Source organism: Pinisolibacter sp., assembly GCF_036782435.1.
GTDB lineage: Bacteria > Pseudomonadota > Alphaproteobacteria > Rhizobiales > Ancalomicrobiaceae > CALBKH01.
This window is the reverse complement of the sequence record NZ_DAIPZB010000048.1, coordinates 14,382-34,285: the sequence shown is the minus strand read 5'-3', so window position 1 is coordinate 34,285 and position 19,904 is coordinate 14,382. Positions and strand designations below refer to the sequence as shown.

Sequence of the window (19,904 nt, the reverse complement as noted above, 5' to 3'; positions counted from 1 at the left end):
CATCTTGCCGTCGATCATCACCGCGCCGGTGCCGTCGGGCATGGCGTCGAGGATCTTCTTGGCGAAGGTCACTTCGCCCGGATCGGGCGAGAAGACGCGCTTGGCGATGTCGATCTGGGTCGGGTGCAGCGACCAGGCGCCGAGGCAGCCCATGAGGAAGGCGTTGCGGAACTGCGCTTCGCAGGCGGCGAGATCGGCGAAGTCGCCGAACGGGCCGTAGAACGCCTTGATGCCGGCCGACTGGCAGGCGTCGACCATCTTGGCGACGGTGTAGTGCCACAGGTCCTGCTGGAAGCGGGTGCGCGGGGCGTCGCCCTTGGCGTCCTCGAGCACCTGATACTCGGGATGGCCGCCGCCGACGCGGGTGGTCTTCATGCCGCGCGAGGCGGCGAGATCGGCCGGGCCGAGGCTCATGCCGTGCATGCGCGGGCTCGCGGTGGCGATCGCCTCGACGTTCTTGACGCCTTCCGCCGTCTCCAGGATGGCGTGGATCAGGATCGGCTTCTTCACGCCGTGCTTGGCCTCGAGCTGGGCGAGGAACTGGTCGAGGAAGTGGATGTCCCAGGGGCCCTCGACCTTGGGCAGCATGATGACGTCGAGCTTGTCGCCGAGTTCGGCGACGATCTCGGTGACGTCGTCGAGCACCCAGGGCGAGTTCAGGCAGTTGATGCGGGTCCACAGCCCCGTGCCGAGGGCGGCGAAGTCGGTGGCCTTGCCCATTTCGATGAAGCCCTTGCGGGCGGCGATCTTCTGGTCGGCGGGGATGGCGTCCTCGAGGTTGCCCAGCACCACGTCGACCTTCGCGGCGAGCTCCGGCACCTTGGCGCGGACCTTCTCCATGTGCGGCGGCACGAAGTGGATCATGCGCTCGAGCGTCACCGGCAGTTCGCGGAAGGGCTCCGGGGCGCCGATGGCGAGCGGCTTGAAGAAGGCCTTGGGGGTCTTGGACGTCATGGGAACCTCCGGAAGACGGGCGCACGAAATCGCCCGTCGCTGCGGTGCAAAAGGATCGGCGCGATCTAATCCCGGTGCCGGAGGATGCGCAAGTCGACGGAGGTCGGGGGGCGTATCGGGCGCGGCGCGGCGTCGCGGGTCACCGTCGAGGTGGCGGTTCGTCCGACGTGGCGGCCTCGCGCATGGGTCTTCTGCGTCGGCGAGCGGTTGACGGACACGGGGGCCTTGGCCCTAGATTTCGCCGGCTTCAAACGATTGGGATCGGTGCGGCGGAGATTCGTCCGGCGGCTGTTCCCCTCGACCGGGCCGTCTCCGGCGGAAGGCGCGATCGCATCCCATGCAACAGGTTCTCTCCCTCGCGCTTCCCTTTTTCGGGTTGATCTTCATCGGCTGGGCGACGGCCAAGCTGCGCAAGCTGCCGGCCGAAGGGCTCGCCTGGCTCAACTTCTTCATCGTCTACGTGTCGCTGCCGGCGCTGTTCTTCCAGCTCCTGTCGAAGACGCCGATCGAGCAGTTGACCAACTGGTCCTTCATCGTCGGCACGACCTTCTCCACCTATGCCGTCTTCGCCGTGTCGCTGCTCGTCGGCATCCTGTTCAACGCCGGCGATCTCCGGTCCGCCACCATCGTCGCGGTGGCGGGGGCCTATTCCAACATCGGCTACATGGGGCCGGGGCTGACGCTCGCCGCTCTCGGGCCTGAGGCGACGGTCCCGACGGCGCTGGTCTTCTGCTTCGACAACGCCATGCTGTTCACGCTGGCGCCGCTCCTGATGGCGCTCGCCGGCGAGAAGCAGAGCCCGTGGTCGACGGCGATCGCCATCCTCAAGCGCATCTTCCTGCATCCGTTCATCCTGGCGACCATCGTCGGCGTGGCGGCGGCAGCGCTGCACGTTCGCCCGCCTGTCATCATCGACAAGATGCTCACCTCGTTGATGCAGGCGGCGGCTCCTTGCGCGCTCTTCGCCATGGGCGTGACGGTGGGCCTGCGCCCGGTGGAGAAGATCACGCTCGAGATCCCGGTGGTGCTGTTCATCAAGCTGATCGTCCACCCGGTGCTGGTCTTCCTGCTCCTCACCTGGATCGGCGGCTTCGATCGGGTGTGGCTGATGACGGCGCTCTTGATGGCCTGCCTGCCGCCGGCGCTCAACGTCTACGTCATCGCCCAGCAATATCACTCGCATGTCTCCCAGGCCTCGACGATCGTGCTGATGGGGACGCTGGTCTCGGTGGTCACGGTCACCGGCTTCCTGTGGCTGGTCACCAACGACCTGCTGCCGCACGTGCGCTGAGGCGCGGGGGGCGGGCACCGCGACGCGGGGCGGCTCTGACCGAACGGCAGTTCCCGCCGTCGGCCTCGTCGGGCTAATTTCATTCGGCGGTGATCGACCGCCCCATAACGACGTCCGAAATCCCGAGGAAACCCCATGACCGCTACTCCCGCCGATCAGCGCCCTCTCGCGGGCGTCACCGTGCTCGACTTCTCGACCCTGCTGCCGGGGCCGCTCGCCACGCTGATGTTGGCCGAGGCCGGGGCGCGGGTGATCAAGATCGAGCGTCCGGGCGGCGAGGACATGCGCATCCACGGGCCGATCGTCGGGACCGGGGCCGAGGCGATGTCGGCCTATTACGCGGTGCTCAATCGCGGCAAGGAGATCGTCACGCTCGACCTGAAGAGCGCCGACGCGGTGGATAAGCTAAGGCCGCTGATCGAGACGGCCGACGTGGTGATGGAGCAGTTCCGTCCCGGCGTGATGGAGCGGCTCGGTCTCGGCTACGAGGCGCTGGCGGCGATCAATCCGAAGATCGTCTACTGCGCCATCACCGGCTATGGCGCGACGGGTCCGCGGGCGGCGGCGCCGGGCCACGACCTCAACTATCAGGCGACGACGGGGGCGCTGTCGATCGGCCGGCTGCCGCGCGTCGATCCGGCGCCGCCGGGGCTGCTCGCCGCCGACATCGCCGGCGGCACGTTCCCGGCGGTGATCAACATCCTGTTGGCGCTGCTCGGCCGCGAGAAGACGGGGCGGGGCACCCGTCTCGACATCGCGATGACCGACGCGATGTTCACCTTCGGCTTCTTCCCGCAGGCGGAAGCGGCGGTGAACGGCCGCTTCCCCGATCCGGGCGAGCCGATCTTCGTCGGCTCGTTGCCGCGCTATTCGCTCTATCGCACCAAGGACGAGCGGCTGCTCGCGGTCGGATCGCTCGAGGAGAAGTTCTGGCTCGCCTTCTGCGACGTCATCGACCTGCCGGCGAGCCTCAGGAACGACCGGGCGACGCCGGTGGAGACGCGGGCGGCGGTCACCGAGAAGGTGGCGGCGCGGACCCATGCGGAGTGGGCGCAACTGCTCGAGGGCACCGAGTTCTGCGTCACGCCGGTCGCGAGCCTCGCCGAGGCGCTCGCCGATCCGCATTTCGTGGCGCGCGGCCTCTTCGCCCATTCGGTGTCGACCCCGTCGGGCACGGTACTGCCCGCCGCGGTGGTGCCGATCGCGCCGCAATTCCGCGCCGAACCGGGTGTGGTGCCGGCGCCGGGGCTATGAGGGGCGGCATCGCGGGATTCGTCGGGTGCAAGTCGCGTCGCTCATCGCACCCTATGTCGCCCGCCTCCACCGCCGCAGCGCCGGCTTCATGAAGTCGAACGCCACGGGCGCGGAGAGGCCGGCGGCGACGGCGACGGCGAGCGAGGCGGGGTCGGGCACGGCGAAGCGGAAGAGCTCTCGCAGCCAGGGCACCGCGATGACGGTGACGAGCGCCGTCGTGGCGGCCGCGGTGATCGCCCAGGAGGCGAGGCTGCCGGGGCGGAAGAGGCGGGTGAGCGTCAGTCCGGCGGTGGCGTCGACCTGGACGAGGGCGAGGTTGCCGGTGGTCAGGGCGACGAAGGTGAGGGTGCGCGCGATGTCGGCCGAGAAGCCGGCGCGCGACGCCCAGACGTGGACGCCGAGGCAGGCGACGAGAATGCCCGCTCCCTGCGCCAGTCCCCACAGCAACTGACGCAACCCGACGAAGGGTTCGTCGAGGGCGCGCGGCGGCCGCTCCATGATGCCGGGCTCCTCGCGTTCGTTCTCGAAGGCGAGCGAGCAGATCGGGTCGATGACCATCTCGGTCAGCACCACGTGCAGCGGCAGCATCACCGGCGGGGCGCCGAAGACGACCGGCAGCAGGGCCAGTCCGGCGATCGGCACGTGGATGGCGGCGATGTAGATCATCACCTTGCGCAGGTTGTCGAAGATGCGGCGGCCGAGCCGCACACCGGCGACGATCGAGCCGAAATCCTCGTCGAGGAGCACGATGTCGGCCGCCTCCTTGGCGACATCGGTGGCGCGCGGGCCGATGGCGATGCCGCAATGGGCGGCCTCGAGGGCGGGGGCGTCGTTGACGCCGTCGCCGGTCATGGCGACGACCTCGCCCGAGGCCTGGAAGGCGCGCACCAGACGCAGCTTCTCCGAGGGCATGACGCGGGCGTAGACGTCGACGTGGCGCACCTTCGCGGCCAGGTCTTCGTCGGAGAGTTCGGCGATCTCCGGGCCGGTGAGGATGGCGACGGGGCCCTCGGCGAAGCCGACGGGGCGATCGACGCCGCGGCCGATGCCGGCCTTGGTGGCGATGGCGCGGGCGGTCTCGGGGTGGTCGCCGGTGATCATGACGACGCGGATGCCGGCGCGGTGGGCTTCGGTGATCGCCGCCGGCACGGTCGGGCGCAGCGGATCGGCGAAGCCGACGAGGCCGACGAGATCGAGCGAGAAAGAGGTCTGGTGGGTCGGCGCCGGGCTCGCGTCCCACTTGCCCTCCGCCACCGCCAGGATGCGCAGACCCTGGTTGGCGAGGCGCTCGACCCGGGCGAGGAGGGCGTCGGTCTCGGCGTCGGAGAGGCCGCAGAGCCGGGCGACCGCTTCCGGCGCGCCCTTGGTGGCGACGAGGCTCGCGCCGTTCGGGCCGCGCCACAGCCGGGTCATGGCGAGGAGGCCGGGGGCGACGGCATAATCCGCCTCGAGCCCGTGGTCGGCCGGGTGGACGGGACCGTCGAGGCGGGTGTCGGCGGCGGAGACCAGGGCGCGATCGATCGGATCGAAGCCCTCGGCGCGGCTCGCCCGTGCGGCGACCGCCAATACCCGTGCGAGCGCCGGGGAGAGCGGTGAGGCGGCGGCGCCGTCGTCGAAGCGGATCTCTTCGCCGTCGCTGGCGAGAGCGACGAGATCCATGCGGTTGGCGGTGAGCGTGCCGGTCTTGTCGGTGGCGAGGACGGTCGCCGCGCCGAGCGTCTCGATGATCGCGGGGCGGCGGGTCAGCACCTGGACGCGGGCGAGGCGCTCGGCGCCGAGTGCCACGAAGATCGCCAGCGCCATCGGGAACTCTTCCGGCAGCATGGCCATGGCCAGCGCCAGACCGGCGAGGATGCCTTCGACCCAACTGCCGCCGGTCATGTGGACCAGGATCACCAGGGCGACCGAGGCGGCGGCGCCGAAGACGGCGAAGGCGCGCACCAGTCCGGCGATGGCGCCCTGGAGCGTCGTCGCCGCCGGATCGATGGTGGCGAGCGAGGCGCCGATGGCGCCGACGACGGTCGCCGGTCCGGTGCGCGCCACTTCGGCGAGGCCGCGGCCGGAGACGGCGAGGGTGGCGGCATAGAGTTCGGGCCGATCGTCGCCGCCGGGGCGGACGTCGGCGAAGGGCGCCGAGGGCTCGGCCTGTTTGCGGACGGGGACGCCTTCGCCGGTGAGGAGCGATTCGTCGACGACCAGGGCGTGATTGTCGCGCAGCACCGCGTCGGCGGCGATGCGTTCGCCTTCCTCGATCACCAGGAGATCGCCGGGGACGACTTCGCGCGCCGGGACGACGCGCTCGCGCCCGCCGCGCCGCACCCGGGCGGTGGGGGCGGAGAGATCGCGCAACGCCGAGAGCGCCCGCTCGCCGCGCACCTCCTGGAAGATGACGAGGCCGACGGTGAGACAGGCGAAGACGCCGAGCGCCAGACCCTCGCGCGGATCGCCGAGGGTGAGATAGAGTGCCGCCGCGATCAGCAGCATCAGGAACATCGGCTCCGAGAGCACGCTCTTCAGGATGGCGAGGAGGCCGCGGGCGCCGGGGCTCGGCAGTTCGTTGGCGCCGAGGGCGAGACGCCGCGCCGCTTCCGCCTCGTCGAGACCGCGGAGGGGAGCCGGGGTGGGGACGGGGAGAGGAGTGCCCGGTCGGTCGCCGATCTCGAGATTCGCGGACATGGCGATACCCCTTACTCCGTCTCTCCCCCTCGCGGGTGGAGAGGACCATTCGCACGGCGCGCGAGTGCCGACGCCGCCACTCCGCTCGCCGCCGTCGTCCCCGGCGAGCCCGAAGAGCGAGGGAAGGGGACCCATTGGCCTCTCTATTCACGGGGAGGCTAATGGGTCCCCTTCCCCTCCGCGCCTTTCGGCGCTCCGGCCGGGGACGACGGCCGATGGTCCGATCGAGTCCAGAGGACCCGCAATCCCGAGTTCCGACTTCACCGGCCGGCGCTTCGGCTCCCTCCGCGAGCACCCGGTGCAGCGTGCGCCTTCCGCATTTCGGCTCCCCCGAGAGGAGCGAGAACGACCGTCCCCGCTCACACCGCCGCGATGTCGAGGCCGCGCATCAGGCGTGGCGTCGACCAGGATGGGGTCAGGCCCTCGCGCATGACGAGGCGGCGCAGCGGGCCGATGGAATTGGCGAGGGCGAAGCCGAGCGAGCGGGCCGCCTGGACCGGCAGCAGATCGGAGAGCAGCGCCCGGTTGGCGACGTCGACACCGCGGGTGCGGGTCTCGACGTCGAGGCGGCGCGACTTCTCGTAGGCGCGCAGCGTCTCCTCCGATCCGATATCCTTCTTGGCGCGGGCCGCTTCGGCGAGGATCTCGGCGAGCGAGGCGATGTCGCGCAACGACAGGTTCAGCCCCTGGGCGCCGATCGGCGGGAAGGTGTGGGCGGCTTCGCCGACCAGCGCCACGCGTTTCGTGCCGTGGTTGTCGGCGATCATCGAGGAGAGCGGCCAGACCTGCCGGCCGGGCTCGACGGTGAAGCGGCCGAAGAGCGAATGGGCGCGGCGCTCGAGTTCGAGGGCGAGGGCATCGTCGTCGAGATCCCTCAGCCGCTCGGCCTCCTGCGGTCGTTCGACCAGCACCACCGAGGAGCGGTTGCCCGGCAGCGGCACCAGCACGTAGGGGCCGTGGGGGCCGTGGAATTCGGTGGAGACGAAACGGTGCGGCACCGGATGGGAGAGGTTCAGCACCAGCGCCGACTGGGGATGGGCCCAGGCGGTGGTGCCGATACCGGCGGCCTCGCGCAGCCGCGATTTCTTACCGTCGGCGGCGACGACGAGGCGAGCGGCGACGGTCTCGCCGGTCGACAGCGTCAGGCGAGCCGTGTCGGTGCCGAGGTCGGCGGCCTCGACCGCGGCTTCGATGCGGGTCAGACGCGGCGCCGTCGCCACGTGCGCGTCGAGGATGGTCGTCAGGGCCGAGTTGACGATGTTGACGCCGAAGGTGTCGAGCCCGATCTCGGCGGCGCGGAAGCTGGCTTCGGGGGCACGGATCAGCCGGCCGGTGTCGTCGACGAGACGCATCACCGCGAGATTCGCGCCGGCGGCGGCGATCTCCGCCCACAGGCCGAGAGTCTCGAAGAATTTGACCGAGCCGCCGAGGAGGGCGGTGGTGCGGACGTCGTCGGGCCGGGTCTTCGGCGCGATCAGCGCGGTCGCGAAGCCGGTGCGGGCGAGGAGGAAGGCCGCTGCGAGCCCGGCCGGGCCGGCGCCGACGACGGCGACGTCGAAGGTGGCGGGGGCGGTCGAGGCGGTCATGGGCGGGCTCCGAGGACGACGGCGACGAGGCCGCGGACGACATCTTCCTTCATATGGGAACGCAAGGGCGAGCCGCGACCCCGGATGGTCACCTATAGCGCGGCCGGCGAGACCTGTCGCGGGGCGCGGGGGCCGCGTGGATTTCGGGGCCCTCGCATGCCATTTCGTCGCTTGTCCGATTCCTGCGACCGTGTTCGCCTTTCGTATGTTGGACCCGAGGACGAATCCATGATCGCCCCGATCTCGGCAGACGAGCACGAGCATGCGGTGCTCGTTCTGGAACGCGCCGCGCTGGCCCGCTGGTGCCGCGGCGATCCGTCCGGCTTTCTCGAGATCTCGGATCGCGACGTCTCCTATTTCGACCCGTTCCGCGTCGGCCGCATCGACGGGCTCGCGGCGCTGACGGCCTATTACGAGATGTTGCGCGGCCGGATCTCGGTGGTCGCCTGGCAGATCCTCGAGCCGCGCGTCGAGGAGATCGGCGAGATCTCGCTGCTCTCCTACCGCTTCCGCTCGTGGGGCGAAGGCGGCGAAACGGTCGGGTGGAACTGCTCGGAGATCTTCCGCAGGCGCGACGAAGGCTGGCGGATCGCCCATACGCACTGGTCGTTCACCGCGCCGGAGACGATCGTCTGAGCGAGGCGTTCTCGCCGCCGCCACGAGGGGGCTTGCCAGCGGCGTGGAGAAGGCCCATCTCGGACGGCATGGACACGCGCGTGGGATCGACCGGGGGAGCCCGGAGCGAAGACGGGGGAGGGGCGTCGCCGAGCGGCGGCTCGCCCGGACCCTTCGCATTCCTGGCGCGGCCGAAGGTCGTCGTCTGGCTGGCGGTCGCGGTCGGTGCGGGTGTCGGCTGGATCTGGCTCGCCGCCATGGTCGCCGGCATGCTCGCCGGCACCGACATGACGGCGCTGGGCCCCGGCATGAGCGTGTTCAATCGTCTCAACGGTTTCGCCGACATGCCGGCGGAGGTGCGGGCGGCGCTGACGGTGCTGTGCGGGCCGACCGGCGAAGCGTGGTCGGCGCGCGACGTCGTCACCGTCTTCGCCATGTGGGTGGCGATGGTCTTCGCCATGATGCTGCCGAGCGCCGCACCGGTGCTCACCTCCTTCGCCAGCCTCGCGGAGGAGAAGCGGCGGGCCGGTGAGCCGGCCGCGTCGCCGCTGCTGATCGCCGCCGGCTATCTCACCATCTGGATCGTCTTCGCCGCGGTGGCGACGGCGGGACAGGCGCTGCTCACCCAACTCCGGGTGCTGACCCCGGCCGGGACGACGGCCAGTCAGGTGATCGCCGGGACGACGCTGATCGCCGCCGGTCTCTACCAGTTCTCGCCGCTCAAGATGGGCTGCCTCACCCGCTGCCGCTTCCCCGCACCGTATTTCGCCGAGCACTGGACGCCGCGGCCGATGGCGGTGTTCCGCCAGGGCATCGACCAGGGCATCGACTGCCTCGGCTGCTGTTGGGCGCTGATGGTGGTGATGTTCGCCGTCGGCGTGATGAACGTGATCTGGATCGCCATCATCGGAGCGGTGATGACGGTGGAAAAGGTCACCACGTCGCTCGCGGTTCCTCGCCTCGTCGGTGTCGTGCTGCTCCTGTGGGGGGCGGCGCTGGTGCTCGCCTCGCCGGTCGGCTCGGTGCTCCTGACACGCCTCCACATTTTCTGACCGCCATCCTCCGAAGGACAACGAATGGACCTCGTCGCCCTCCTCTCCGATCCCGCCGTCTGGGCGAGCCTCGTCACGCTGACGGTCCTGGAGATCGTGCTCGGCATCGACAACGTCGTGTTCCTGTCGGTGGCGACCGCCCATCTGAAGGCGGAGGAAGCGGCGAAGGCGCGCAAGCTCGGCTTGGCGCTCGCCCTCGGCTTCCGCATCGCGCTGCTCTTCGCCATCTCCTGGATCGTCCAGCTCAAGGACCCGGTGATGACCCTCTTCGGTCATCCGCTGTCGATCAAGGACATGATCCTGATCGTCGGTGGCGGCTTCCTGATCTACAAGGCGGTCAACCACATCCACGAGGAAGTGGAAGAGGACGCGCCCGGCGAGATGGCGGCGACGGCCTCCAACGCCTTCGCCGCGGTGGTCGGGCAGATCATCATCATCGACATCGTCTTCTCGCTCGACTCGATCATCACCGCGGTCGGTCTCGCCCAGGACGTCGCCGTGATGATCGCCGCGGTGATCATCGCGGTCGGCGTCATGTACGTCGCTTCGGGGCCGGTCTCCGCCTTCATCTCGCGCCACCCCACCACCAAGGTGCTGGCGCTCGCCTTCCTGCTCTTGATCGGCATCGCGCTGGTCGCCGACGGTCTCGGCTTCCATCTCGAACGCGGCTACATCTATGCGGCGATGGCCTTCTCGGCCGGCGTCGAAGCGCTCAACATCCTGGCCAAGAGCCGCAAGGCGAAACGCAAGGGCGTCGAGATCGCGGAGAAGCCGGAAGATTGGGGGCGGTTCTGAATACCTCGACCCGGGCCGTCATCGCCGGCGTGTCCGAAGGGCGAGGGAAGGGGATCCAACGGCGGATCGACGAGTCGGGAGACCACTGGGTCCCCTTTCCTCGCTTCGCTCGCCGGGGACGACGGCAGAATGTGTGGCGACGAATTCGACGTAATCGAAATTCGGTCGACCTGAACGACCAATCCCGAGGGAGAGACGACATGGTCCACGGCATTCGCGTCCACGAGACCGGCGGTCCGGAAGTGCTGCGCTACGAGAGCTTCGACGTTGCCGCGCCGAAGGCCGGTGAGGCGCGGATCCGCCACACGGCGATCGGACTCAACTTCATCGACTGCTATTTCCGCTCCGGTCTCTATCCGGCGCCGGCGGGGCTGCCGCTGATCCCCGGCAACGAGGGCGCCGGCACGGTGGTGGCGGTGGGCGAGGGGGTGACGAGCGTCGCCGTCGGCGACCGCGTCGCCTATGTCGGGCCGCTCGGCTCCTACGCCGAGGAGCGCAACGTGCCGGCCGACCGGCTGGTCAAGGTGCCGGACGGCGTCGCCGACGACGTCGCGGCGGCGGCGATGCTCAAGGGCATGACGGCGCAGTATCTGCTGAAGCGGACGTTCAAGGTCGGACCGGGGACGACGCTGCTGTTCCATGCGGCGGCCGGCGGCGTCGGCCAGATCGCCGGCCAGTGGGCGAAGCACCTCGGCGCCACGGTGATCGGCACCGCCGGCGGACCGGAGAAGGTGGCGCTCGCCAAGACCCGCGGCTACGATCACGTCATCGACTACCGCAAGGACGATTTCGTCGCCGCGGTGAAGGAGCTGACCGGCGGCAAGGGTGTCGACGTGGTCTACGATTCGGTGGGCAGGGACACGTTCCCGAAGTCGCTCGATTGCCTGAAGCCCTTCGGCCTGTTCTGCTCCTTCGGCAACGCCTCCGGGCCGGTGCCGCCGTTCTCGCTGCAGGAGCTGGCGAGCCGCGGCTCGCTCTTCGCCACCCGGCAGACGCTCTTCACCCACATCGGCCCGCGCGCGGCGCTGGAGGAGATCGCCGGCGATCTCTTCGCGGTGATCGCCTCGGGCGCGGTGGAGATCCCGCTGTCGAAGCGCTGGAAGCTCGCCGACGCCGCCGACGCCCATCGGGCGCTCGAGGCGCGGGCTACCACCGGCTCGATGGTGTTGATCCCCTGAGGCCGTGGGCGCGATGAGCGAGGCCGGCGCACGGCGCATCGATCTGGTCGTCGTGCTGCACGGGGTGGGGGCGCGCGGAGCGGACCTCGCGCCGATCGCCCGCGCCTGGGCGCGGCGGCTGTCGGGTATCCGCTTCATCACGCCCGATGCGCCGCAACCGTTCGACGAGGATCCCGGGCTCAGGCAATGGTACTCGATCACCGGCGTGACGCCGACGACCCGCGCCGAAAGGGTGGCGTCGGCCGCGCCGGCTTTCGATGCGGTGATCGACGCCGAGATCGCACGGGCCGGAACCTGCGCCGCGCGCACCGTGCTCGTCGGCTTTTCGCAGGGCGGGTCGATGGCGCTCGACGCCGTCGGTCGCGGTCGTGACTTCGCCGGGCTCCTGGCGATGTCGACACGGCTCGCCGCACCGCCGGCGCGACGGCTCGACGGCTTTCCGGTGCGCATCGTCCACGGTGAGGCCGACGGGGTGATCCTGGTCACCGAGGCGGAGCGGATCCGCGACGTCCTCGCCGCGGCGGGCGCGCGGGTCGACCTGGTGCGGGTGCCGGGATGCGATCACGCCATCGACCTCGCCGCGGCCAAGGCCGGGCTGGCGTTCCTGCGGGAGATGGCGGCGGGGGTGGTGGTGGCGTGAGCGGAGCCTTGCTCATGTCATGCAGCGGTGCCACATTGCTTCCAGATGTTCAGGATCGGATCAACATGGCTACGAACACAGGTGATGCACACCGGATCGGAGCAGTGAAGGAGCGGGCTCAGGTGAAGAACCCGCTGACGGGGAGATACGTCAAGATCGACACCGACACCGGCCGTATCATCGCCTCCAAGAAGACCGCCGGTCCTTACAAGGGCATACGCGACATCACGAAGGCGAAGTGATGCCGCCCGTCTTTTCGCCCTTGACCGAAGAGACGATTTCCACGCCTCCCAAGACTTTTCCCCCTCGCCGTGCATTTCTCATGCGGCAGTTGGGTGAGCCTCACGCTGTCGATACAGCAATGGTCGACATCGTCCGAGAAGTCTTCGAGGCGAGAAACCACCCGTGTGTGGATGCGGACGGCAACATCGGCGGTGGCGACTTTCTGGAGCGAATCCTCGGCTTGATCCGGTCGACGGGGTTCACGATCGCCGTATTCTCCGAACATACGCGCTCGACCGCCTTCGCCAACATCGCGCTCGAGCTCGGATTTGCGGCGATGTGCGGCAAACCTCTGGTCATCGTCAAATCGAAAGCCGCGAAAGCTCCTTCCGACCTGACGCGGACCGACTGGATCGAGTACGATCCGGTCGACCCGGTGGCGTTCCGACGCAAGCTGAACCAAGCGGCCGATCAGATCGCGCAGGTCGTCGAGTACGAGCACACCTTGCTCGCGACGGCGCTCGAAGCTCGAAAAATGGACTGCGCCGTAGCGTTCGAACGTGCGAACAAAGGATGGTTGCTCTCCGGCGAGCGGCGATTCGTCGATGCGGCACAGACCATTCTGGATCGTCTGACGGTCACTGCCCTCGAACCCGACGTCATCGATGATCTCGCGCGGCTGATCGACGAGATCAGGACTTTCGTTCGCATGGCGCGCCGAGCCGCATAGCCCTCACCCCACCGCGCTGCCCTTCAGATCATAGGCGTCGGCGGCTTCGATCTTCACCGTGACGATCTCGCCGGGGCGCAGCGGCCGATGCGAGGTGATGTGGACGGTGCCGTCGATCTCGGGGGCGTCCCATTTGGTGCGGCCCTTGGCGACGGTCGGGCCGACCTCGTCGACGATGACGGCCAAGCGGCGGCCGATGCGGCCCTTCTGGATGCGCGCGGCGATCGGCTGCTGGTGCGCCATCAGGCGGTTCCAGCGCTCCTGCTTCACCTCTTCGGGCACCGCGCCGGGCAGGTCGTTGGCCACCGCGCCCTTCACCGCCTCGTACTTGAACGCGCCGACGCGATCGAGCTTGGCTTCGCTCAGCCAGTCGAGCAGCGCCTGGAAGTCCTCTTCGGTCTCGCCGGGGAAGCCGACGATGAAGCTGGAGCGGACGGCGAGATCGGGCACTTGCCGCCGCCAGTTCGCGATGCGCTCCAGGGTCTTCTCCTGCGCCGCCGGGCGCTTCATCGCCTTCAGGACCGGGGTCGCGGCATGCTGCAGCGGGATGTCGAGATAGGGAAGGATCTTCCCCTCCGCCATCAGCTCGATCACCTCGTCGACGTGCGGATAGGGGTAGACGTAGTGGAGGCGGACCCAGACGCCGAGGTCGCCGAGTTCGCGCGAGAGATCGAGGAACTTTGCCCGCACCTCGCGGTCGCCCCACTGGGAGGCGGCGTAGCGCAGATCCTGGCCATAGGCCGAGGTGTCCTGGGAGATGACCAGGATCTCCTTGACGCCGGCCTTCACCAGCTTCTCCGCCTCGCGCAGCACCTCGTTCGCAGGCCGCGACACGAGATCACCGCGCAGATGCGGGATGATGCAGAAGGTGCAGCGGTTGGAGCAGCCTTCCGAGATCTTCAGGTAGGCGTAGTGGCGGGGCGTGAAGCGCACGCCCTGCGCCGGCACCAGATCGACGAAGGGATCGTGGGCCGGCGGCACGGCGGCGTGCACCGCCTCGACGACGCTGTCGTAGGCCTGGGGCTTGGTGATCGCCAGCAGGTTCGGGTATTTCGCCTCGATCTCGCCCGCCTCGGTGCCCATGCAGCCGGTGACGATGACCTTGCCGTTCTCGGCCATGGCCTTGCCGATGGCGTCGAGGCTCTCGGCCTTGGCACTGTCGAGGAAGCCGCAGGTGTTGACCACCACGACGTCGGCGCCGGCGTGGGTCTTGGTCAGTTCGTAGCCCTCGGAGCGCAGATGCGTGACGATGCGCTCGCTGTCGACGAGGTTCTTGGGGCAGCCGAGGCTGACGAATGAGATCTTGGGCACGCGGCCATCGGGCGCGGCGGTCTTGGTCGCGGTGTCGGTCATGGGCGGGACAATTGGGGCGGAACCGCGCGGAATGCAAGGGCCGACGGCGGCGTCCGCATCACGCGACGCGATCCCGCACGAGGGTAGCGAGCGCCGCCTCGACCATGTCGGCGACGCCGGCATCGTCGCCGACGGTGGCGACGTGATGGAGGACGGACGGGGTCTTCGCCACACAGGCGGCGACGTCGTCGAGGGCGTGGGTACCGGCGGAGACGAAGAGGCCGACGACGATCTCGGCGCTCGCGCCGATCACCTCTTCGAAGAACGGCGCCTCCTCGATGAAGCCGAGGTGGAGCCGGGTGTCGAGCCGGTAGCCGAGATCGGCGGCGATCGCTTCCGATGCGAGGCGGGAGCCGGCGTCGCCCGATCCCGAGCCGTGGGCGATGAGCGCGATCGAGAAATCCTTCGGCTCGCGCCCGCCCTGCATCGAGGCGATCGAGCGCAGGCGGTGCTCGATGAGGTCGATCAATCGCGGATCGAGACCGAAGACCGGCAGGATCTCGGTGTCGCCGAAACCGCTCTCGCCGAGGAGCTTCGGCAGTTTCACCCGGACGAAGAAGCCGTTGGCCATGAACAGCGGATAGACGGCCACCCGCGCGGCGGCAGCGCCCAGACGGGCGTGGGCTTCGGCGAAGGTCTCCGGCCGCTTCAGCGTCGCCCAGTCGACGGGCAGATCGAGCCGCTTGGCCAGTCGCTCCGCCAGCCGGCGCACCGTCTCGTCGCGCGGATCGGCGCCGCCGTCGCCATGGGCGACGACGAGGAGGGCGGTGGGCGGGAGACGCGAGTCGATCATGCGGGACCTTCCGGGCGAAACGGATTCTTCCCACATGGGACGTGAAGACGCGGTTTCCAGAGGTTCGACGCGAGGCCGGAGCGGTGCGTGCCGCCGCAGCGCCGCGACCGCGGCCTCACTTCAGCGGCTTGCCGTTGACCGCGACCGCGTCGCCGTCGAAGTCGAAGCGCCAGACGAGGTCGTCGCCCTTGCGCTCCGCCAGGGAGCGGGCGAGGGCGATGGTGGCGGCGAGCGCCCTGGCCTGTTCGTCGGTATCGGGGCCGGCGAGGAGTTCGGAGACCTTGTCGAGGCCGCGTGCCTTCACCGTGATCGCCCCCTTGGCGCCGGCCGGACCGGCGGTCAGGCGGCCGTCGAGGGAGAGGTCGTAGAGCGGACCGACGAGGCGATTGCCGTCGAGGACCACGTCGACGGCGCCGCGGGGCAGGAACAGGGCGGCGATCTTCGCCTCCTGCTCGTCGGTCAGCGGCTTCTTCGCCGAAAAGTCGGCGCTGTCGAGGAAGACCGAGATCGGGGTCGCGAGATCGTAGCCGGAGACGTGTCCGGCGAGGGCGAAGTCGCGCGGCACCAGTTGGTGCGCCCATTTCGGCATGAACAGCGACCAGGCCTGGAAGCCGGTGACGCCCATCGCCATGCCGAACCGGCCCTCGCGGGTGAGGCCGGCGAGATCGAGATCGATCGCCGCCTTCTCCGCCTTGGCGATGACGAAGGGCGATTCGAGCGAGAAGTCCTTGCCCTCGACCTTCTGGGTGATCGCCTCGAAGACCGGCACGGCGGCGGCGAGCTTCGCCTTGAGCGCGCCCTGGCGAGTGGTGAAGTCCTCCGGTTCGTGGTGGGCGACGAGATGGGCCCAAAGGTCGAGGAGGGCGGCATTGCGGAAACCGCGAATGCCGACGACGTTGTCCTGGCGGCCGCCAGTGAGCGCGATGCGCATGTCGGGGACGCCCGCGGCCATGCCGCCGGCGAGAGCGACGGCATAGAGCATCGAGCCGGTCGACTGGTGGGCGGCCACGTCGAGGACGCCGGGTGTCGCGGTGGTCCGCGCCGAGCCCTGCAACGACACGTCCGAGGAGGTGTTCTCCGAGGTGACGGTGAGGGCCTCGCCCGGTTTCCTGATCGTCGAGGTCGCCGACACCCGGCCGAATCGGCCCTTCATCGACGGGCTGGCGCCGGTCGCGGGATCGAAGATCGTCTCGAAGTCGATGCCTTCGGTGACGACCTCGGTGCGTTGACCGTCGATGTCGGCGACGAGTTTCGGAATGCGGTAGTCCCAGAAGCGCCAGGTGCCGTCGTCACGCGGGCCGAGCGCCATCGAGGTCGGGTCCCAGTCGAAGGTGAACTTCTTCACCTCCTCCCCCGGGGCGTAGGCGAGGAGACGGCGGATCAGCAGGGCGAAGTCGACGCTCGCCCGATAGTGATCGGCTTCGGGAGCGACCGTCACGACGCTCGGCTCGCCCGCCGGGGCCTTGCCGAAATAGATCTCGCCGATCGCCTGCAGGCGGGCGGCCTCCTCCGAAGTCGCCTGAGCGGCGGCCGGTAGCGCGGAGGCGGCGAGGAGGGCGGCGGCGAGGGCCGACCTGAGGGAAGGGGACAGCCGAGCGCGCATGACGTCTCCGATCCGGCGCGAGGTCGCGCCCCTTGGGAGCGGACGCGACTTCGCGCCGCTTGGAAGTCGGCGCGACCTCGCGCCAGGAGGCGACAGTAGCGAGAGAGCGCGGGCGAGTTCAATCGCCTCGGGCGCGCGATCTCGGCGATGTGACGGGGGGGGGGGAACGCGGGGCCGAAACGAACGAAGGGCCCGACGGTGACCGTCGGGCCCTTCTCGAAACTGGCTCCGCGAGCAGGACTCGAACCTGCGACCATTCGATTAACAGTCGAACGCTCTACCAACTGAGCTATCGCGGATCACGCCGTGGCGTGTTGCGGCGCGGTCTATAGCAAGGTCGTTCCGGCTTGCCAAGCCCGTTCGACATCTCCTGTGGACCAAAGCGCCGTTCGGCTTCGACGTCGAAGGCGCGCGAAGGGCGATCCGCGGCGGAAATGGTCCGGGGAGCCGGCCGTGCGACGAGGGGACCGGCGGCGGCGAATCTGCGACACTGCGGCATCGCCCTCGCCACCTCGTCGGAGCCCGTCCATGACCGCCGCCGCATCTCCACCGATCTGCGACTTCGTCTTCGGCGGGGCGCGGTCGGGCAAGACGGCGCTGGCGCTGGAACGGGCGGAGGCGAGCGGGCTCGAGCCGGTCATGTTGGCGACGGCCGAAGCACTCGACGCGGAGATGGGCGAGCGTATCGCCGCCCACCGGGCCGAACGCGGGCCGCGGTGGTCGACGATCGAGGAGGCACGCGATCTCGCCGGCGCGCTCGATCGCGCCGCCGCAGCCGGGCGGATCGTGGTGGTCGACTGTCTGACCCTGTGGCTCTCCAACCTGATGGCGGCGGAGGCGGACGTGGAGGCGGAAATCGACCGGCTCTGCGACCGGCTCGCCCGGCTCGCCGGCCCGGTGATCCTCGTCTCCAACGAGGTCGGCCTCGGCATCGTGCCGGAGAACGCGCTCGCCCGCCGCTTTCGCGACCATCAGGGGCGTCTCAATCGCCGGGTCGCGGCGGTGGCCGCCCGCGTCACCTTCGTCGCCGCCGGTCTGGCGCTGGTGATGAAGGACGAGGGCGGCGGGTGATCGACGCCGCGCGGCGGCGACGTCTCCTCGATGCGTTCTAACGATTTCGACGAAGCGGACGGATACCGATGGGAGCGGCCCCGATTTCGCCGCCGGCGCTTCGATGGTCAAATATCCCTAGGTCGCATGTACGATGCTCGTTTCCCCGGGCGGGGCGGGCGGTTTCGTCGCCTATTCATCGCCCGGACGGCGACGCCGTTCGGCGGTAAGCGAGGTACACCTCTGTGGCTTCCGTCGTTCCCAGACGCGCTCGAGCGCCGGTTGCGGCGTCCGGATCGCAGACCGGCGGGAAAGAACCCGATTGCCGCACCTGCGCCCTGAGGGCGCGTTGCATCAGCTACGGCTGGATGTCGCCCGGCGGCCTGTGGTTCGAAAACGCCGTCGTGTTGCGCCCGACGCCGGGCTGCCGCGGCTATGTCGGGCGTGGCGCCGACATCCTCGGACATTTCGGCGAGAAGGCCGAAAACGAGAGCGGCCTCGAAGATCCGCCGACGCGGCGTGATCCGGCGGGGCCGATGCGGTGACGGGCGAACCAGCGCCGGGGTGACGGCGCGTGCGCCGGCACGGCCCTCGTGTCGCGTCGCGCGATCGATGCGGACGAAAACGACGAAGCCGGCCCGAGGGCCGGCTTTTTCGTCTGTTCACGTGGCGGGTGCCACGTCGGATGACCTCGTCCCGGCGGCGGGAGCGAGAATGGAGGCCTCGTCCGGATTCGAACCGGAGTACACGGATTTGCAGTCCGCTGCGTGACCACTCCGCCACGAGGCCTCACAGGGAGGGATGTCTAAACAGGTTCGCGGGGTGGGGCAAGACCGGATTCGTCGCCGCGAGTTTTTTCGAAATCGATTCCGCGCCGTATCTCTTCCGGCTCCACAAGGTCGGGAGAAGATGCGAAACGGCGACGCCCGCCTCGGGGGAGGCGGGCGTCGGTTTCGTCGCAGGGAGAAGCGTCGCGTCGGCGGCTCAGCGGACGGGGCGGCGCTGCACCGCGGCGGGCGGGCGCCGCATCATCGGGCGCGACATCTGCCGATGCATCGGTGCGGCCCTGATCTGACGCTGCGGACGGATCGCCGGGCGGGCGACGGCCTTCGGCGGATTGGCGAGGCGGGCCGGACGAGCGGCCACCCCGGGTCCGGTGCGGGTGAGCGCCGGGCGCACGGTGGCGCCGGGCTTCACGCCGGGGCGCGCGAGGGCCCCCTGAGGCAGAGGCTCGGCGGCGGTCGCCGCCCGATGGGCGCGAGCGGCGGCGACGCCGGCGGCCGCGCCGGCAACTCCGACCGCGCCGATCGCTGCGGCGCCGTGACCGGCTCCGGTGAGACCGGCGGGGGTGTTGCCGGCGCCCCCGACTGCGGGACCATGATCGACCGCGTGCGGAAGCGACGTCACCGGCGGGGCGCCGTGATTGGCCTTGGCGCGCAGTGCCCGATCGCCGGCGGAGGCGCGCACGTGCTGCAACTGTGCCGGCGTCGCGGCGACACGACCTTTGAGCGGCGCGAGCTGCGCAGGGGTCGGCCGGGCGACGAGGCCGCCGCGGCCGCCGTTGAAGGAAACGCGGCTCGGTCCGACGATCCTCATCGGCCGGTTGTAGACGTTGGTGATGTTGATCGAGACGTTGGTCACGGAGCGATTGTAGAAGTATGTGCCGCCGCGCCAGTAGCCGCCGTCGAAGCCGATCCCGTCGTAGCCGAAACCGTAGACGACGCCGCCGTAGAAGCCGACGCGCGATCCCCAGTAGCCGTCATGGAAGACGTAGACGCCGTCGTTCCAACCCCACCAGCCGGGGGTCCAGAGCAGGCCGACGCGCGGCGGGCGCGACCAGTAGCCGGGCACCCAGTAGTAGTCGTCGACCTCCCTCATCCCAGGCCCAATAGCCGGGGATCCAGTGATAGCCGGGACCGGGGATCGGCGGCTGGACATAGACCGGCAGCGCCGGCGGAGCGATGGTGACCGAGATGCCGACGGCGGCCTGCGGGGCGACGGAGGTCGCCGGCAGGGCGCCGAGGGCGAGGGCGAAGGCGAGTGCAGCCGAGCGTAGCGCGCGCATCGAACGATCCTTTTCCGCTCCGGCCGCATCGCTCGGAGCTCGAGAGG

19 protein-coding genes and 2 tRNA genes are annotated in these 19,904 nt (G+C 69.7%); 11 read left to right on the top strand and 10 right to left on the bottom strand.

Annotated features, from left to right (window positions below):
- Window positions 1-954: HpcH/HpaI aldolase/citrate lyase family protein (locus tag V7Q42_RS17705; RefSeq protein WP_333825437.1), on the bottom strand; the 954-nt coding region annotated here is incomplete at its 3' end.
- Window positions 955-1,291: 337 nt separating this feature from the next.
- Between V7Q42_RS17705 and V7Q42_RS17700 the strand changes: the two genes are divergently transcribed.
- Together V7Q42_RS17700 and V7Q42_RS17695 are read left to right on the top strand one after the other, a co-directional pair.
- The gene (locus V7Q42_RS17700; protein WP_333825436.1) at window positions 1,292-2,245 is read left to right on the top strand and encodes an AEC family transporter; all 954 of its coding nucleotides are present in this window, start codon (window positions 1,292-1,294) and stop codon (window positions 2,243-2,245) included.
- A gap of 135 nt (window positions 2,246-2,380) precedes the next feature.
- On the top strand, window positions 2,381-3,499 hold the full coding sequence (locus V7Q42_RS17695) for a CaiB/BaiF CoA transferase family protein (RefSeq protein ID WP_333825435.1): 1,119 nt from the start codon (window positions 2,381-2,383) through the stop codon (window positions 3,497-3,499).
- Window positions 3,500-3,550: 51 nt separating this feature from the next.
- Here the strand turns inward: V7Q42_RS17695 and V7Q42_RS17690 are convergent, their stop codons facing one another.
- The gene (locus tag V7Q42_RS17690) at window positions 3,551-6,175 is read right to left on the bottom strand and encodes a cation-translocating P-type ATPase (RefSeq protein ID WP_333825434.1); all 2,625 of its coding nucleotides are present in this window, start codon (window positions 6,173-6,175) and stop codon (window positions 3,551-3,553) included.
- A gap of 359 nt (window positions 6,176-6,534) precedes the next feature.
- Complete coding sequence (locus V7Q42_RS17685; protein WP_333825433.1) at window positions 6,535-7,761, bottom strand: UbiH/UbiF family hydroxylase; 1,227 nt, start codon at window positions 7,759-7,761, stop codon at window positions 6,535-6,537.
- A 228-nt stretch (window positions 7,762-7,989) separates the two neighbouring features.
- Here V7Q42_RS17685 and V7Q42_RS17680 point away from each other — a divergent pair, with 228 nt between their 5' ends.
- The 7 genes from V7Q42_RS17680 (at window position 7,990) to V7Q42_RS17650 (ending at window position 12,993) form a co-directional block, all read left to right on the top strand.
- The gene (locus V7Q42_RS17680; protein WP_333825432.1) at window positions 7,990-8,397 is read left to right on the top strand and encodes a nuclear transport factor 2 family protein; all 408 of its coding nucleotides are present in this window, start codon (window positions 7,990-7,992) and stop codon (window positions 8,395-8,397) included.
- Window positions 8,398-8,465: 68 nt separating this feature from the next.
- The gene (locus V7Q42_RS17675) at window positions 8,466-9,428 is read left to right on the top strand and encodes a DUF2182 domain-containing protein (RefSeq protein ID WP_333825431.1); all 963 of its coding nucleotides are present in this window, start codon (window positions 8,466-8,468) and stop codon (window positions 9,426-9,428) included.
- A gap of 24 nt (window positions 9,429-9,452) precedes the next feature.
- Entirely contained in the window at window positions 9,453-10,223 is a 771-nt protein-coding gene (locus V7Q42_RS17670; protein ID WP_333825430.1) for a TerC family protein, read from the top strand.
- Between the two features lie 200 nt (window positions 10,224-10,423).
- Window positions 10,424-11,401: a quinone oxidoreductase family protein gene (locus V7Q42_RS17665; RefSeq protein ID WP_333825429.1), complete on the top strand. Its 978-nt coding sequence runs from the start codon at window positions 10,424-10,426 to the stop codon at window positions 11,399-11,401.
- 13 nt (window positions 11,402-11,414) lie between these two features.
- Window positions 11,415-12,041 carry an alpha/beta hydrolase gene (locus tag V7Q42_RS17660; protein ID WP_333825428.1) on the top strand — a complete coding sequence of 209 codons (627 nt, stop codon included), beginning with the start codon at window positions 11,415-11,417 and terminating at the stop codon, window positions 12,039-12,041.
- Between the two features lie 65 nt (window positions 12,042-12,106).
- Complete coding sequence (locus tag V7Q42_RS17655) at window positions 12,107-12,283, top strand: hypothetical protein (protein WP_333825427.1); 177 nt, start codon at window positions 12,107-12,109, stop codon at window positions 12,281-12,283.
- Window positions 12,284-12,402: 119 nt separating this feature from the next.
- Window positions 12,403-12,993, top strand: coding sequence for a hypothetical protein (locus tag V7Q42_RS17650; RefSeq protein ID WP_333825426.1), 591 nt, complete (start codon window positions 12,403-12,405; stop codon window positions 12,991-12,993).
- A gap of 3 nt (window positions 12,994-12,996) precedes the next feature.
- On the opposite strand, the gene rimO is transcribed toward V7Q42_RS17650, so the two are convergent.
- The 4 genes from rimO to V7Q42_RS17630 all read right to left on the bottom strand — a co-directional run bounded on the left by rimO (window position 12,997) and on the right by V7Q42_RS17630 (window position 17,041).
- Window positions 12,997-14,346, bottom strand: coding sequence for a 30S ribosomal protein S12 methylthiotransferase RimO (rimO, locus tag V7Q42_RS17645; protein ID WP_333825425.1), 1,350 nt, complete (start codon window positions 14,344-14,346; stop codon window positions 12,997-12,999).
- A 58-nt stretch (window positions 14,347-14,404) separates the two neighbouring features.
- Window positions 14,405-15,139 (bottom strand): sirohydrochlorin chelatase, encoded by a 735-nt coding sequence (locus V7Q42_RS17640; RefSeq protein ID WP_333825424.1) that lies wholly within the window; start codon window positions 15,137-15,139, stop codon window positions 14,405-14,407.
- A 115-nt stretch (window positions 15,140-15,254) separates the two neighbouring features.
- A complete protein-coding gene (locus tag V7Q42_RS17635; RefSeq protein WP_333825423.1) occupies window positions 15,255-16,742 on the bottom strand; it encodes a hypothetical protein in 1,488 nt (495 codons plus the stop codon).
- A gap of 223 nt (window positions 16,743-16,965) precedes the next feature.
- Window positions 16,966-17,041, bottom strand: a tRNA-Asn gene (locus V7Q42_RS17630).
- 229 nt (window positions 17,042-17,270) lie between these two features.
- On the opposite strand from V7Q42_RS17630, the gene cobU reads away from it, so the two are divergent.
- Together cobU and V7Q42_RS17620 are read left to right on the top strand one after the other, a co-directional pair.
- Window positions 17,271-17,813 (top strand): bifunctional adenosylcobinamide kinase/adenosylcobinamide-phosphate guanylyltransferase, encoded by a 543-nt coding sequence (cobU, locus tag V7Q42_RS17625; RefSeq protein ID WP_333825422.1) that lies wholly within the window; start codon window positions 17,271-17,273, stop codon window positions 17,811-17,813.
- 383 nt (window positions 17,814-18,196) lie between these two features.
- On the top strand, window positions 18,197-18,337 hold the full coding sequence (locus V7Q42_RS17620; RefSeq protein ID WP_333825421.1) for a hypothetical protein: 141 nt from the start codon (window positions 18,197-18,199) through the stop codon (window positions 18,335-18,337).
- Between the two features lie 170 nt (window positions 18,338-18,507).
- Here V7Q42_RS17620 and V7Q42_RS17615 read toward each other — a convergent pair.
- The 3 genes from V7Q42_RS17615 to V7Q42_RS21470 form a co-directional block, all read right to left on the bottom strand.
- Window positions 18,508-18,581, bottom strand: a tRNA-Cys gene (locus tag V7Q42_RS17615).
- A gap of 195 nt (window positions 18,582-18,776) precedes the next feature.
- A complete protein-coding gene (locus V7Q42_RS17610; RefSeq protein WP_333825420.1) occupies window positions 18,777-19,670 on the bottom strand; it encodes a hypothetical protein in 894 nt (297 codons plus the stop codon).
- Window positions 19,552-19,857, bottom strand: coding sequence for a hypothetical protein (locus tag V7Q42_RS21470; RefSeq protein WP_442958225.1), 306 nt, complete (start codon window positions 19,855-19,857; stop codon window positions 19,552-19,554). The genes V7Q42_RS17610 and V7Q42_RS21470 overlap by 119 nt, the downstream gene beginning before the upstream one ends.
- Window positions 19,858-19,904 lie beyond the last annotated feature (47 nt).